Source organism: Pseudoalteromonas sp. SR41-4 (assembly GCF_014163985.1).
Classification (GTDB): domain Bacteria; phylum Pseudomonadota; class Gammaproteobacteria; order Enterobacterales; family Alteromonadaceae; genus Pseudoalteromonas; species Pseudoalteromonas rhizosphaerae.
In genome coordinates this window covers 23399-39887 of sequence record NZ_JACJEI010000040.1, presented here as the reverse complement: position 1 = coordinate 39887, position 16489 = coordinate 23399, and the positions used below count along the sequence as shown (strand labels likewise).

Annotated in this window: 14 protein-coding genes; all 14 read right to left on the bottom strand. The window is 35.3% G+C overall.

Features of this window, described 5'->3' with window-relative positions:
• Positions 1–421: 421 nt before the first annotated feature.
• The 14 genes from H5180_RS21260 to H5180_RS21195 all read right to left on the bottom strand — a co-directional run bounded on the left by H5180_RS21260 (position 422) and on the right by H5180_RS21195 (position 15932).
• Positions 422–1588, bottom strand: a complete 1167-nt coding sequence (locus tag H5180_RS21260) for a nucleotide sugar dehydrogenase (protein ID WP_182759048.1) — start codon at positions 1586–1588, stop codon at positions 422–424.
• Positions 1589–1739: 151 nt separating this feature from the next.
• A complete protein-coding gene (locus H5180_RS21255; protein ID WP_182759047.1) occupies positions 1740–3026 on the bottom strand; it encodes a phenylacetate--CoA ligase family protein in 1287 nt (428 codons plus the stop codon).
• A 28-nt stretch (positions 3027–3054) separates the two neighbouring features.
• Positions 3055–3561, bottom strand: coding sequence for an acyltransferase (locus H5180_RS21250; protein ID WP_182759046.1), 507 nt, complete (start codon positions 3559–3561; stop codon positions 3055–3057).
• A complete protein-coding gene (locus H5180_RS21245) occupies positions 3551–4735 on the bottom strand; it encodes a glycosyltransferase (protein WP_182759045.1) in 1185 nt (394 codons plus the stop codon). The genes H5180_RS21250 and H5180_RS21245 overlap by 11 nt, the downstream gene beginning before the upstream one ends.
• Complete coding sequence (locus H5180_RS21240; RefSeq protein WP_182759044.1) at positions 4732–5895, bottom strand: hypothetical protein; 1164 nt, start codon at positions 5893–5895, stop codon at positions 4732–4734. Before H5180_RS21240 ends, H5180_RS21245 begins: the two co-directional genes overlap by 4 nt.
• An 8-nt stretch (positions 5896–5903) precedes the next feature.
• Positions 5904–6761: a glycosyltransferase family 2 protein gene (locus H5180_RS21235; RefSeq protein WP_182759043.1), complete on the bottom strand. Its 858-nt coding sequence runs from the start codon at positions 6759–6761 to the stop codon at positions 5904–5906.
• Positions 6762–6772: 11 nt separating this feature from the next.
• Positions 6773–7900 carry a polysaccharide pyruvyl transferase family protein gene (locus H5180_RS21230; RefSeq protein WP_182759042.1) on the bottom strand — a complete coding sequence of 376 codons (1128 nt, stop codon included), beginning with the start codon at positions 7898–7900 and terminating at the stop codon, positions 6773–6775.
• Positions 7901–7904: 4 nt separating this feature from the next.
• On the bottom strand, positions 7905–8960 hold the full coding sequence (locus H5180_RS21225) for a nitroreductase family protein (RefSeq protein ID WP_182759041.1): 1056 nt from the start codon (positions 8958–8960) through the stop codon (positions 7905–7907).
• Entirely contained in the window at positions 8961–10274 is a 1314-nt protein-coding gene (locus tag H5180_RS21220) for a flippase (RefSeq protein ID WP_182759040.1), read from the bottom strand.
• 6 nt (positions 10275–10280) lie between these two features.
• Positions 10281–11027 (bottom strand): glycosyltransferase family 2 protein, encoded by a 747-nt coding sequence (locus H5180_RS21215; protein WP_182759039.1) that lies wholly within the window; start codon positions 11025–11027, stop codon positions 10281–10283.
• A gap of 2 nt (positions 11028–11029) precedes the next feature.
• A complete protein-coding gene (locus tag H5180_RS21210; protein ID WP_404936350.1) occupies positions 11030–11995 on the bottom strand; it encodes a sugar transferase in 966 nt (321 codons plus the stop codon).
• Positions 11996–12121: 126 nt separating this feature from the next.
• On the bottom strand, positions 12122–14356 hold the full coding sequence (locus tag H5180_RS21205; protein WP_182759037.1) for a polysaccharide biosynthesis tyrosine autokinase: 2235 nt from the start codon (positions 14354–14356) through the stop codon (positions 12122–12124).
• Positions 14357–14370: 14 nt separating this feature from the next.
• Positions 14371–14805, bottom strand: coding sequence for a low molecular weight protein-tyrosine-phosphatase (locus tag H5180_RS21200; protein WP_182759036.1), 435 nt, complete (start codon positions 14803–14805; stop codon positions 14371–14373).
• A gap of 8 nt (positions 14806–14813) precedes the next feature.
• Positions 14814–15932 (bottom strand): polysaccharide export protein, encoded by a 1119-nt coding sequence (locus H5180_RS21195; RefSeq protein ID WP_182759035.1) that lies wholly within the window; start codon positions 15930–15932, stop codon positions 14814–14816.
• Positions 15933–16489: the final 557 nt, after the last annotated feature.

Sequence of the window (16489 nt, the reverse complement as noted above, 5' to 3'; positions counted from 1 at the left end):
CGATAAATTTACACCCTGTAGGAAATGGCTTTAGCCATGAGTTTTTAAACCCCGCCGACTCTTAACCCTAACACTGTGCTTGGTTTAATCTCTACCTAACACCTAACACCTAACACCTAACACCTTTAACATTTTCGCGGTGGCAAGCCATTCGCATACACGTAATTAAACACTAGCATACAATTTAACACCGTAGGCGTTAAGCTTGCTGACGCGTGTTCATTAACACCTTTATAAATAAATCAATTAAAATCTTTCGCGGCTAAAGCAGGCTCCTACGATAAATTTACACCCTGTAGGAAATGGCTTTAGCCATGAGTTTTTAGACCCGCGGCATAAAGCCCCGCCGACTCTTAACCCTAACACTGTGCTTGGTTTAATCTCTACCTAAAACCTAACACCTAATCCCTTTACCTTTATTTTAATCACTACCAAATAAATCGCGCGTATATACTTTATCTGCAATATCACTTAGCTCTTCCACCATACGGTTAGATACCACGACATCTGAAAGCTGTTTAAACTCATTGAGATCTTTTATAACACGTGAATTGAAAAAAGCTTCTTCTTTTAAAGCTGGCTCATAGACTACAACTTCAATCCCTTTAGCTTTAATGCGCTTCATAATACCTTGGATTGCAGATGCTCTAAAATTATCTGAGCCTGCTTTCATAACTAAGCGATATACGCCAACTACCTTAGGATTACGTTTAATAATTGAATCAGCAATAAAATCTTTACGCGTTGTATTAGCGTCAACAATAGCACCAATCATATTATTTGGCACATCTTTGTAGTTAGCTAACAACTGCTTGGTATCTTTTGGTAAACAATAACCGCCATAACCAAATGAAGGATTATTATAATGGTTACCTATACGTGGATCTAAGCTTACACCTTGTATAATTTGCTTCGCATTTAAACCATGGCTCTCAGCATAGCTATCAAGCTCATTAAAATAGGCAACACGCATTGCAAGATAGGTATTTGAGAATAACTTGATTGCCTCGGCTTCTGTTGAATCAGTAAACAGAATCTCAATATCTTGCTTTATTGCACCTTGAGCCAATAAATTAGCGAACGTTTTTGCTCGCTCACTTTGCTCGCCAACAATAATACGCGATGGATACAAGTTATCGTGAAGCGCTTTACCTTCACGTAAAAATTCTGGCGAAAATATTACATTATCAGTGCCAAACTTCTCTCTAATCGACTGCGTATAACCCACCGGTACAGTTGATTTAATAACCATAGTAGCCGTTGGGTTAATTTTCATTACATCTTTAATAACCGACTCAACACTATTGGTATTAAAATAATTTGTTTCAGGGTCGTAGTCGGTAGGCGTTGCAATAATTACAAATTCAGCACCAACCAATGCTGACTCTTTATTTGTGGTCGCGGTAAAATTTAACTGCTTATTTTGTAAAAAATCACTTATTTCAACATCAACAATCGGTGATTGCTTGTCTTTCAAAAGTGCGACTTTATTTTCGTCTATATCAAGCGCAACAACTTTATTGTGTTGCGCAAGCAACATAGCATTAGACAGGCCAACATAACCTGTACCAACTACTGCAATTTTCATTTTTTAATCCATTTTAAAAATAAATAATATTCCGAATCAATCGGAATTAAAAAATTTATGATTATACAATCTAAATATCAACTAATTCTTGATACTATAAAACTTGCAAGCAACACTGTATTACATATTAAACTGTAAAGTAGCTATGCTTTCAATCAATAAAGCTTTCAAAATCTTTCAATTTACGCCCTTTAATTCTAACAGTAGATTTTTCTATATACTCACATTTCATGTCATTTTTGAAATATTTACTAAACTCGCTATCTAGCAAAGAAACTAATGACTCTGTTATTTCAACCTCTAAATATACTACAAGAAAACCTACAGTATGCTGCTCGCAACGGTAGGTTAACTCTAAACCTGATTCCAGAGCTATATTTTTAAAAACATAATAAAGAGTTAAAGATGGGTAATTATTATTAAAACCTATTATATTTTTACCCACTCGACCTGTAACCTCTTTTAATACTTTATGCTTTCTACCACAATCGCATTCGGTATCTGAAATTTCTATGTAATCACCTAGATCATATCTAAGTGTGGGAAAAGACATCGCAACTAAATTAGTCACTATAGCTTTGCCATCAATACATTCTACAATACAAGTTTCTTCATTCAAATGCATATTTCCAGCTGGGCATTCGAATGCTATGATTCCAGATTCAGCAGAACCATACTCACTAATAATTTTATTACCAAAAGCTTTTATAGTCTCACTACTATAATGTGGGTATATTTTTTCAGATGTACCTTTTATTAACTTTATATTTTTTAGATTAACACCTTTTTTATTAGCGAGTTTTGCAACTTCGTAAATCATTGAGCTATAACCTTCTAAGTACTTTGCTCGTTTGCACTTACTCAAAAATTTATCTAAATCATTATCCGAGTATGAAAAAAGACGAAAACGGCACAATAAAAAATCTAATAACTTTGTTTTTAACCTTTGCAACAAAACAAAATTAAACCCCCAGAAATAACCATTGCATTCCCAAGGAGATATTGAAAACCAACTCAAACCTCTATTTATAGAGGCTCTATTATAAGAATCCCAGACCTCATCCTTATAAAAAGTTAATGCTTGACCAGTTGAACCAGAAGTTTCAGAGAAAAACTTTTTTTTAAATTCAAATGAGCTAGTTGTATGAATTTCTGAATTAAACTTAATCAATTCATCTTTTGTAAGGATTGGAATTTTTTTTAAAATATCAAAATTGACAGGCCCTGACATTGGGTTAATCCCTACTTTATCAAAGGAATTCCTATAGAAGTCTGAATATTGGTAACAAAATTTTAAGAGGGCCTTAAGTTTTTCCAGTTGTAAATCATGAAGCTCTGAACTTGAAGAAAACTCCGTTGCTTTGAGGTCTTTATAACACTTTTCTATACTAGGATTTCGAATTAAACATCCGGTACGGTAAATCAATTTTCTAAACATGTAATTATTCCATATGTCATTATTCAAATTAATTTTTTCTTACTAGTTTAGCTGGTACGCCTCCATATATACCAGGTTCGTCAAATTTTTTGCTCAAAACAGCGCCACCGGCTAGCAAACTTGAATGTGGTAAAGAACCACCAGCAGTTATTAAGGTATTGCCAGCAACCCAGCTCCCTCGTCCAATAAATATTGGCTTTCTTATAGGTTTGCCGTATCTATAGCTTTCATCTTTCATAGTATGATCTCCTGATACAAGAATACTCGCTATACCAATCATAACCTCGTCTTCTATGTTAATTATACAACTTGCATTAATAACAACATTAGATGCAATATAAACATCTTTACCGAACTTAAGGTTTTCTAAACCAACTAACTTGGAATTAGCTGAAACCTGAAGATTTTTGTCAGCACTTCGCATTCCAAAACTATACAACCATCCCCTTAAACGCATTATTACTGGTATATCTGGTAAAAAAATAAAAAAGGTTCTAACCAACCATGAATATAGCAATAACATTTTATGTTTCATTATTTTCACCTATTATACTCAGAGTTTGATCAATCCAATATTGCTGGTTAGATAAAGGAGCCATACTTTCAGCTCCTTTTTGTAATAGCTGTAAAAGCTCATTATCTTCGAGTAATAATTGTATTGAAGATAATAACCCTGCTTTATCACCTTGTTGAAAAACAAGACCATTAACACCATGCTTTACAAATGCCTTCACTCCGCCAACATTAGAAACGATGACAGGTTTTTTGTAAGCCCACCCCTCCATAATTACCCGCGGAAAACCCTCGTAATAGTTATCAGAAGGAACAACCACAACCGTAGTGTTTTCTAAATAAACTGCCAACTCTGAATGCGGTAACTGGCCTTTGAATTGGACCTCCTTAGAAAGATTTAAGTGTTTAACTAACTGCTTAGATTTTTCTAAATCAGGACCATCACCAATAATTGTTAACTCTACATTACCTTTTACTAAGCTCATAGCGTGTATAAGATCAAAAATACCTTTATCGCTAACTATACGACCTATAAATAAAAGTTTTACTATATTTTGAGGGGAAAGCGGTGAAGAGGTCAATTTTGGCTTTTTCACCATTAAATCAACAAACTGAAATGTACTATCTGGTGCATATTTATTACTAAATTGCTCCAGTGAATCACCAGTACACAAGTTAATAGTATTTTTATGGCTACAGATTTGACCTAATTTAAAACGTATATAGCGCGATAATAAAAAGCCAAATATTTTTTCTGGCAAAGAGTATTTACTATCTCTCCAAGTTTTAGATGCATCAGCACACATATGATGTAACACCTTTTCACCAGCTTTTAATGCCTGTAAGCCAAAAACAATGCTACCAATCGATGGAGTTCTAATCCAAAAATAAGCGCCTTTATGGCTGGCTATAACTTTGTCAGCAGCTTTTTGGTAAGATTTTAAGTAACCTTGTTTAAATAAGCTCTTGATGGCAAAATCTTTAGTGGATTCATAAGCTGGAAACGAGTGAAAATTACTCTCTTGAACCTCAGTACTAAAATTAGCAGGTTTAACACTTGCTTTAATTGATGGCGAACAAACAAATACATTGTCTTTACCTACCGCATCTTGTAAAAATGCCGCCGATGTTGGTTTTGTATAAAAAACACCGTTAAAACTACTAAAAGTTTCACCAACGAAGGAAACTATTTTCATGTCTTACCCTTTAATAAAAACTTACGTGACGATAAGTAATAAATTACAAAGTCAAAAACAACAGCAACAAAAAAAGAAAATACATGAGTTAACGTCATAAATGGATGTGAAACTGCAGTTCCCAATAATACAAAACTTAATAACATAACCAATGTGAAAATCATCTTTCTCAGTAAAATCATATAAAGAAGTATATAAATATAAATAGCTTTCACAATCAAACCAAGAAAACCGAAAACTCCTACAAACCAACTCCACCATGGATAGACTACATTTGCCAGATAAGGCCTTCCTGTAGAAGGACTAGTTCCAAGCTCATGAAGTCCGCCGACATAAGCAGAATCGATTGGCACAGTAATGTTAGTGATATTCTTCATAAAAAACTCTGAAATATACCCGCCAAATGGAAAAAACAACTTATCTAGATAGAATGAATTTTGCATAGCCACCTCACCAAGATAATACCCGTATGCTCGATAAGTAAATACATTTCGAACAATGTCAAAAATAGCATTTACCCCATCAGATATAGGTCTATTTTGTATTAAACTAGTACTAAGTATTGCAAACGCAATCATAAGAAAGGCCATTAAAGTAAACTTTATCAACCTCACGCTTCCTTCTCTACCTTGATTAAATATCATTAAAATTAGAAAAAAGTGAATAACATATCTTAATTCTGATCTTGAAGCTGTAATTATTATTACCATTATTAATCCTAATAGGCTCATAACCTTTAAGTTTAATGATGATCTAAAACAATATACAAAGGGAACCAATAACTTAAAAAAACCACTGAGTATCATGTAGTCTAAACCACCTGCATCATATTCTTTTAATAACTGATGCCTTAAAATCCCAGCACCAATCAAGGAATAAGATTGAAATGCGAGAAAAGCTGACCACAGTAATAATAAAAAAATAACTGGCTTTAATCTCTCAATTACCGGTAAATAGCTTTCTTCATAGAGTTCCGCAAACTGATATTTCACTCCTTTAAATCTCTGCAGTACAAAATACAAAACTAAAAAACCTAATAAAAGGTCTACAGAAGATACGATAATAGTTTCTAACTTTATATTTGTTAAGAACCCATTATCAAAAGAGAAAAAGATCGCTCCAAAATGAAAAAATAACGCTGTAAAGAAAACTATTTTCAAAATTCAGTTCACCTTTTCTTTGCTTTTAAATATATTTCTTTTGATAACTTAAGAAAAATAATATAGAAATAATTTATTAATAGCTTTTCTTTAAATGCAAATTTAAATGCCTCTTTACTTTTTTTATGACTAATAATGCTTCTTAATATTACAAGACCTTTGAATCCTCTCACGGCTTTATAATCCAAATATTTATAGTACGTATCTAGCCATGTTAATGAAAAATGATAGTCGTTTAATTTTGGAATTTGAATAAACTCATAACTTACATCTTCTAACATTACGAATTTAGCACCTAAATTTTCAAGGTAGAGGCAGAATTGATAATCTTGGTGACGTTTTAAATCGTCAAATTTCACTTCTTTTGCAAGGCTTGTTTTTAAAAAAATACCACTGGTTTGTATTATTTGTTTTGCACAAAATAAGTATTGACCAACTGACTCTTTTTCTTTAATAGGTCTTGTTGGTCTAATTAATGTTCTATTTCCATCTATAATCTTACACATTGAATAAACAACTAAATTAGAATAAGAAATGGAATTAGCTTTGAATAAATTATATTGCTTTTCAAGCTTATCTTCATACCAAATGTCGTCATAATCTAGGAATGCAACATATTCGCCTGCGGCATTATCAATTCCTGTATTTCGTGCTATGCCACCATTGCTATTTTTAGAGTGTCGTATGATTCTAACCCTATCATCATTGATTAACTCCAATTCCTTTGCTCCGCTAACTGGAGAGCAATCATCTATAATGATTACCTCCAAGTTTTCAATAGTTTGGCTTAAAGCACTTTCAACAGCTTTAGTTAATAAACCCGTAGTAGAGGAATAAAAAGGTATAATAACAGATACTAGAATCATAATTTCCTCTACTATTTTTTGATCTCATTAAATACCTTATCCCACATTTGCGTAGATAACTTTTTAAGTTCCACAGAAGCAGAATTTATTGTTGCTAAGGTAGTAGCCCTGTAACTATCATCACTCAAAAGCCTCGTACAACTTGACGTAACATCATTAGCATTAACCTCAACTAATAACTCAGGCACTCCGTATTCTTTTAAGAGCATTTCATACTTATGGCTCCACCCCATAGCAACGACAGGAACGCCAGTAGAAAGTGCACTCACAATGCCGTGAAATCTTGAGCCAACTAGTATAGAAGATTTGCTGATTATACTTTTTATCGCTAAGGCATCTTGAGGATCAACAACCTCTACCTGATGATCTAATGCACTATTAACCTGTTTGGCTAAACTTAAATCTCTTACACCTTCGTGAATTAATAAATATGGTTTTTGCCCTAGAGCTTCTAAGTGTTTGATAGTTTTTGCAAGAGTCTCAATGTACTGCTCGCCTTTGCTATTTCCGCGCCTAATCATTTGAAAGTTAGGTATTACACAAGCTCTATTTTCAAGGTGGTTATATTTTTCTATATCAATCGGTTTAACTAAATTTGTGAAATCCGGAAATTGACTTAATTTTTCAAAATTACCAAGCTTGTTTACATACTCGTAAGACACATCGTCACGGGCCATCAGAACATCAGCCATTGAGAAAATCTTTTTAGATGCAGCTGCAACGGCTTTATTTTCAAATGGACCAAATGCTTGTGGTAATAAAACTACTTTCACATCATTTTTTTTAAAAAAATCTATTTCATTAGCTAATCTATCGTTAATTAACTTAGGTCCCCACTTATCGCCGTATGCAAATCCAGATGCATCGATGACTAAGTCGATTTCGCTTTTATTTACAATCCCATATTTTTCCCTGATGATTTTAGGAAATAAAGAAAAAGGCCAACCAAAATTATACCCTTTACCAAAAAAGCGCGATTTTTGAAATAAATTATATTTAGCTCTTGTTTTATAATCACCTAAGGGTTCAACTAAAAAATCTGCATCTACCCCTCTTTTTTCAAACTCTTCAATAATCGCCAAGAGCATGAGCTCAGCGCCACGATTTGGTAGGCCTATACCTTTGATTTCAACCATCATAACTTCATAAATCCTTAACTAATAAATCATTCATTTTCTTTTGAGAATAAGCTATACCACCCTCAGATTGAGGATAACCAACAGCCATTAACATAACCACTCGTTCGTGATATTGTAAGTTTAACTCTTTACTAATAAGCTTTTCTCTCTCTTCTACATCTGGCCAATTTATCGGGCATGTACTTAGCTCTAGCGTCTCAAGTGCTAACATCAATTGCATTGCAGCTAAAGAAGAATCTATGTAAATTACATGGCGATCTCTTTCTGCTGGATAAGCACTCAAATCTCCAACTATTGCAATTAAACAAGGAATATTTTCAGCAAAACCTGTTGTTCCCATGGCAAATTTAGCAACTTCAGTTGCTTTCTTTTCATCACGCATTACAACAAACTTGTAGGGCTGACGATTACAAGCAGACGGAGCAAATGTTGCGGCATTAACAGCTTTATTAATTACGTCTTCAGGTACTCCTTTTTGCTCAAACCACCTTACAGAGCGCCTTCTTTTAAAAAGAGTACAAAGGTCATCGTAATTTATTGATAATTCTGGTCTCTCATTCTGTTTGTAAGGAATGCACTTAGGTAAATCCGCAAACGTATCTATAATAAAATCGTTTTTAGCTAGTGATATCTTCTCTGTGCCTGTAACACATTCAAAGTAATGCTGGAGTACATCGTGAGCCCATTTTAATTCATCTTCCCCTGCTGCTTTACTTTTCTTACAATCGTTATAACAGTCCACAGTCTCATGTATATACGCCTCACCGAAATACGCTCTTCGGGGTTGCATTATTAACCCTTTCTCTAACCTATGAATGTTACGCCTTAAAAGCGCTACAGATCCTATTTGAGTATCAAGTGAATTTTTGTAAATTTTCCTCCCTAATAAAACTGAGCGGTGCTCACGGTCAAACTCCCGACTAAAAAAAAGATAATAGAGTGAGGATAAAAAGTTATTTTTTGAAAAAAACTTAATTAATAAAAAATCTAACTTTGTTTTAAATGTATAAATTTTATAAACAAAACTTGAGGGAAGCACTTTCTTTATTAATGAACGCATTTAACTATTGTTACCTATTTTCCAATACCTTTTACCGAATGTAAAAGGCAATAAAATTGATTTCAGCATAACTACTGCAATTAATCGTGTTGATTTACTGAACCAAAAAGCCAAAAATGAAGCCGCAAAGTATGAAATAATTGTAGCTATTGCAGCACCTTCTCCAGCATATCTCGGAATAAAATATAAATTGGCAATGACGTTTATTATAGCCCCTACCCCGTGTGTTATTAAGGAGTACTTTAATAAGCTCTCAGCTATTAACCATTTGCTTGCTAAAGCCCTCATAAATACAAACACAGCGGCCCAAATATGCCACTGTAATATTACACCTGATGCTTTATATTCTTCACCAAAAAGTAAAACAATAAAAAATGGGCCAAAAACACTTACCAATATTGCTAATAATAGGGCAACTATAAATAAAATATCACATATTTTTTGAAGCTTTATAAGATAGTTTCTTGGATTACCTCTAATCTTTAATAATGCAGGAAAAAGTGTAATTACCAGTGCATTTGCAAAAAAATACCAAACTTCGGATAACCTTGATGCAACTGCATATGTACCAACAGCTTCCACGTCAACCATATGTCTGAGCATAAGTTGATCAATTTTTAAATATATAATAGAAGCTATGCCAGATAATATTAACCAATAGGATTGGCTTAGTAATTTACGCGCATAATTAAAGTCTACGTCTTTAAAACTAAAAGCATTGTCTTCTTTAGTTTTGTTATAAATAAATAAGAAACCTACACCTATCAATGCGACTTCTAATGAATAAGCTAAAATAACATAAATAAGTTTAGGACTAAGTAAGGCGATTAATACTTTTATTATTGAAAATAAAACTATGATAACGAATTTCATTTTCGTTACGACTTTTGCTTTTACATGGGCTTGAAACCAAAAATCCATAACATAAAAGCATGTAAAAACATTCCCAAGACACAACAAGACTAATGCAACCTGCTGCTCCTTACCCTGAATAACATTCGAGAAGAGTATTAATCCGATAAATAAACTAACTACGATTAAAGAGCAGCCAAATCGGAGAAAAAGACTCGTGGAAATAATTTTGTTTGTGTCACTTGGTTTATTAACAATTTCCCTAGTTACAATTGCATTTAGGCCTAAGGCGGTTACAGGTGCTACCAAAGCAATAATAGCTAATAAGTAGTTTAACATCCCATATTGTTCAGCGCCCAAAACTCTAGCTAGCACCACGGTAACAAATAGATTTGCTATCATGATAATAACTTTTTCTCCTATTAACCAAGAAGTATTAGAGATAATTTTTTTTAAATTCATTATTGTTTACTTTTTATGTTTTACAAAACCACGTAGTGCATAACTACAAAAATGAATTGAAGTTTTAAATAATCCTAAGCCTACAACATTTCGATATAAATCCCATTGCCATTTTAATATTTTAAATTTATTTTGAGTCATTCCAGAATCAACTCGATAGAAAGCTAATACATCAGGTAAGCTATATGCGTTAGGGACTTGTTGTAATATGCTAAGCCAAAGGCCCATATCTTGCCGCTTACGTATTAGTGGCATATACTGCTTACCAAGTGCACTAGTATCATACATCGCAGTTAAACAACCTATTACATTACCACTCAATAGCTTTTTATAGGTTGTAAAGCTTGGAGGTATAACAGTACTTTTAGGAGTTTCGCCTTCGAGTTTTTGATAAGCTGTAAAAGTGAAAGCGTAATTATTTTTGAGCATAAAGTTTAGTTGCCTAGTTAACTTTTCAGGCAACCACTGGTCATCTGCGTCTAAAAAAGCAATAAAACGCCCATTTGCTTGTTTTATAGAGTTATTACGCGCAACACCTGCACCACCATTTTCAGAATTAATGTAAAGTTTTATACGAGGATCTTTTGATGCGTATTCCTCTACAATTCTTTGTGTTTCATCCGTTGAGCGATCGTCTGTTATTAATAGCTCCCAGTTACTGTAAGATTGTGAAATAACTGATTCAATAGATTGCTTAATATATTTTTCAGCATTATACGCTGGCATAATTATTGAGACTAACGGCATTTGCATATCTATCGCCCCATACCAAATAACACTGTTTTAACTGTTAAAAATAATATTTTTATATCTAAAATTAAAGAGTGATGTTTTATATAATAAATGTCATATTTATGCTTCCAAACTGCATCTTCTATCGAAGCTCCATATGGATATTTTACTTGTGCTAATCCCGTTACACCTGGTTTAACAGCGTGACGAAAACGATAATATGGTATTTCTTTTTCCAAATCTTCTATAAAAACCTCACGCTCAGGACGAGGACCAATTATCGACATTTCACCTTTGATCACATTAATTAATTGAGGAATTTCATCTATTCTTGTTTTGCGAATAAACTTACCAACTTTGGTTACCCTTACATCATTTTTACTAGCCCATTGAGCACCGTTTTTTTCAGCATCATTTTGCATTGACCGAAACTTTAAAACTTCAAACTCAATATTATATTGACCTGTGCGGTTCTGCTTGAAAAGTATAGGACCAGGGCTTTCTATTTTTATTAACAACATTGTTAACAATGAAAATGGTAGTGTAAGAATCAAGAGAGCAATAGAGCTTATTATATCCAATAATCTTTTTATCACTTGCGTTTTCTTATGTGACAAAATTGAAAAGGCTTTTTGATGTAAAAAATAACTACTATGTAAGAGCCTAACTTCTGTATAACCGAGCCTATCATCTAAGTAGCTGACCAAAGGCTCTACCCAAGCTCCATACTCTGTCGCTTTTACTAAAAACTTTCGCTCAGCTTTTGTTAAATCACTACTTTGATAATGACAAACAACTTTTTTTGTAAAGTCTGTAATTGAGTAATCGTTAACAACAATATCAAATGAGTAGTCTTCAACTACTTGGCCTATAGTTTTAGCAAGTTCAGGCGGACAGTACACAAATATTGTAGCTTGCGATAGCACTTCTTTTTTGGATTTAAAATGCTCTTTCAATTGAAATGACCCCAGGCCAAAAGAATCATCCATGTTACTTTGATCATCATTAAGTGAAATTACTTTTAGGCTCATCAGCCACTCCATTCTGTAATTTTTATTCAAAATTTAATTATAAATTGTCTACTATTTTTATTGTCCTGAGGCACGACTTACTTTTTACTTATCCGATTTATACTCGTAGTTGTAATAACCGTAATAGCCATAAGCATTACTAGCTTTTTTAACTACGCCATTAAATACTACGCCTTTTACATCTGTACCATTTTGTTCAAAGCGATTACAGGTTAGCTCAATTTCTTTAATATGGTTTTGGCCAAAACGCGCTACTAATAAGGTAGTACCTGTATGAGCACTAACTATTGCCGGATCGGTTACCGCTAAAATTGGTGGTGTATCTACAATTACTATATCGTATGCTGCGCTTACCTCTGTAACCAACTTGCTAAAGTTACTGTGCATAAGTAATTCTGATGGGTTTGGCGGTATTTGCCCGCGAGTAATTACACTTAAGCCTTCAACCTGCGTTTGCTTAGTTATTTGCTCAAGGTTTAAACGCCCTGACAGGTAATCACTTAAGCCATCATCCCACTTTAAGCCAAACTGGGTTTGTAAGTAGCCTTTTCGCATATCGGCATCGATTATCAATACTTTTTTACCGCTTTGTGCTAATACTGCGGCTAAGTTAACTGATACAAATGATTTACCTACACCCGGGCTTGGGCCGGAAATTGCAATAAGGTTATTCTTAGCTTCCATCATCGCAAAGTGTAAACTAGTACGTAAGCTACGCAGTGCCTCTATTGATAAGTCTGCGGGGTTATCAAGCGCAAGTATCGATTTGGGTTTATTTTTAGCTTTACGTGCTCCAAAACCAGCTAGTTTTTCTTGGTAATCTGAGTACGGTACACTGGCGTATACTGGTAAACCAATTGCCTCAATCTCATTTGGATCTTCGACGCCTTTATGCATGGCTTTTTGCACCAGCACAATTGCAACAGCTAACATGCCCCCTAGCATAGTGGCCATCACTACTATCAAGGCTTTTTTAGGCTTAACCGGCTTTGAGGTATTCACCTCCGCAAAATCAATAATACGTACGTTACCTACCGTGCCTGCACGCACTATATCAAGCTCTTGGGTTTTGCTTAGTAAAAGCGTATAAATTTGGTTGCTTACTTCTACATCGCGTTTTAGGCGCAGTAACTCTTGTTGAGTCTCTGGTAGGTTACCTACTTCACCAACCAGTTCTTTTTTCTGTTCATTAACCGCGCTAATTTGCTCAATTAAGCCTTGGTAAGTTGGGTGATCTTTTTTAAACTTGCGACTCATTTCAAGGCGTTTTAACTCAAGCTCTTGTAGTTTAGTTTCAAGTTTAACTACTTGCTCTAATATGCCTTGTGTTTCAAGAGTAATATTGATTGACTGACGTTTAATTTGGTAATCGTTAAAACGTTGTTCGGCAAATTCTAACTGTTTTTTAATCTCAGGTAGTTGTACTTCTAAAAACTCAAGGGATTTTTGTGCTTCGGCTGAATTACGCTCTACGTTACGGCGTACATAAATACCCGCTACTTTATCAAGTACTTTTTCAGCATAATGTGGCTTCTCGCTCTGTAGGTTCAAGTTAATGATACCTGAATCTTTACCTTTTTCGCTGGCACCAATCGCAGCTTGTAAATCTAGAATGGTATTTAAGCGATCTTTACGTAGTATTGTAAATTCAGTACCGGCACGGGCATTTAGACCACGTATCGTTAAGTTAAATTTACCGTTGGTTAGCTCTTGGCCAACCTTACCTGTTAGTATTTTTTCCCCTCCGTCATTTAACAATGTCACAGCATTATTTTCTTGCGCTACAAGTATAAACTCGCTACCTACAGCAGACCGTGGTACATCAAACCTAAATACATCAATACTCTCACCACCCCAAGCGTATGAACTAGCACCAAAACTAGGCTCGGCAAGCTCACCTTCATTCATTGGGCTGAATTTACGAAAAGCACGGCTGCCTATAAACGGGAATAATTTAGGCTCTGCTATTACATCAAGCTTTAATGTATCTACTGCTTCACCAATGACTGAGCGTGATTTAAGTAGTTCGATCTCTGTTACCGCAGCTGAGGTACTTTCAAACATGCCCGACATATCGTCAAAACCAGGGACTGAGCCACCGCTTTCTTCTACTTGGATCATCGCAGTAGCTTGGTATACCGGGGTCGAAAATACCGCATAAATCACACCCACAACCATAAACACTGTTGTTAAGGCGATTATAAAATATTTACGATCTATCAAAGCGCCTAACAGCGCCATAAGGTCAATTTCTTGACCTGCTTGTGTGTCTTGTCTATTTTGTTTGTTTGCTGCTAACGCAGAGGGCTGAGCATTCATGTACTAGCCTATCCTTATAAATACTTTTGCCAAGCGCTACAGGCGCTGTCGATTAATGCATAAACGTGTTGAAACGCTTCAAGACTCTGCCTATATGGATCAGGTATTTCTTTATCACCTAGCCATTTACCGAGTAAAAAGGTTTTACCGCGCGCTTCTGGGTAGCGGCTACACAGGTCAGTTAAGTGGCGTTGCTCCATCACTAAAATAACGCTATTTTGCGCAACTAGGCTTGATGTTAACTGCCGACCTTGGTGCTCATCCATATTTATACCATAAGTTGCAGCAATTTGCTTTGCTGTCACATCAGCGGCTTTGCCTTCTAGTGCCGTTAAACCCGCAGAGGATACTTTAACATTTTTACCGGCTAGCTTACTCTTTAATACGTATTCAGCGGTTGGACTGCGGCATATATTACCAGCGCACACCACTAAGATAGAATCAAACATCGTTATCCTTAGTTTGTTGCTGTTAAGCCATCAATTGAATCAACTGTCGCGATTGACGGTAATAATAAACTTATTACACGGTTCCAGCGAGCAAGCGGTGCCGATGTTACATATACAATATCGTGTGGTTGCAATTCAAATTGCTCTGCTAACACTAGTGCTGCAACATTTTTTGCATGCAACTGGTATACATCGGCAATAACACCGTCAGTTTCAAGGTTACGTTTACGCAGTACAAACACGCCGTTAGCATCGGCGGTGTTTTCGTTTAAACCACCTGAATTACTGAGTGCTTCAGCAAGATTTAAACCATAACGATTAACATCAACAGAGCCTGCTTTTTTAACATCACCTAATACAAAAACACGCTGTAAGTCATTACGGTTTACATGCACTATATCGCCATGTTGTAACAAACGGTTTTGCGAAATATCGCCATGGGCATAAAAATCATCAAGTTTAATAACTTCAGTTTTGTCGCCGCGAGTAAAAGTAACCGTGCGCCAATCGGCAGCTGCAGTTAAACCACCTGCTTGGTTTAAGGCATCAATCAATGTGAGTGGAATTTCTGTAACAGGTAATATACCTGGTTGTTTTACTTCGCCAGTTACATACGCTTTTTGGCTACGAAAACCAACCACTTTTATATCAACTTGCGGGTCTTCAATCACTCGGCTTAAACGCTTCACCAATTCGCTGTGTACTTGCTGTACTGTTTTACCTGCTGCCTGAATATTGGGTGCATAGGCGTAGGTAATGGTACCATCTGCTTGCACGCGAAAGCCATCAAACTCTGCGGTACGTTGCACAGCTGCTGGAATGGTCAATTCTGGGTGATCCCATACACCAATGGTAAGTACATCACCTACACCAAGTATGTATTCGTAATCACTAACATTTAAACCATCAAGGCTCGAAGGTGGCTTAGTTTTTTTACGCGATTGGTTTTGCTGATAAATTAAAGATGAGTCAATAATTTGAATATTTACTTTTTCAAGGTCTTGTTCAAGGTTTTTTGTTTGTTCACCCGATTCGATTCCTTCGAAATGGCTACCGGGGATGATTGTACAACCTGTCATTGTTAGCAACGTGAGTGATGCTACAAGTGTTTTACAGCTTAGCGCCATTGTTTATTCCCAAAATAATATTAAATTCTATAACTTTCAGCTTATTTTTAAATATATTGCTGTTATTTTTTGCTGGCTAATTAAAGCATGGCTACCTTTGCTTCGCAAGGTTGGTTGCACGTTTACTGTGCAAGCAGTTAACTTTTTTGTTAATTTAGTGTTCTAGGTTCTAGGTTCTAGGTTCTAGGTTCTAGGTTCTAGGTTAATCAGTTTTAAAGCTAAAGATGAAAGATCAAACCTTTCGCGGCTAAAGCCGGCTCCTACGAAAACCATTTTTATCACCGAGCACTGAGTAAACATTCGCGGTGGCAAGCCACTCGCCTACAAAACCATTTTTGCACAAAGAGAAGACAATGAGGGTAAATGAGAAAACATACCTATTTATATCTTACTCTTTAGCACAGCGCTCTTTTAACTTCTTTGGGAATAAATCACTTAAATCTTTCGCTCGAGATAAACCCACGCACAAAACAATTTTTACCACCGAGGGCACCGAGTCGCTTTGCTGCACTGAGAAACCATTCGCGGCTAAAGCCGGCTCCTACGAAAACCTTTCG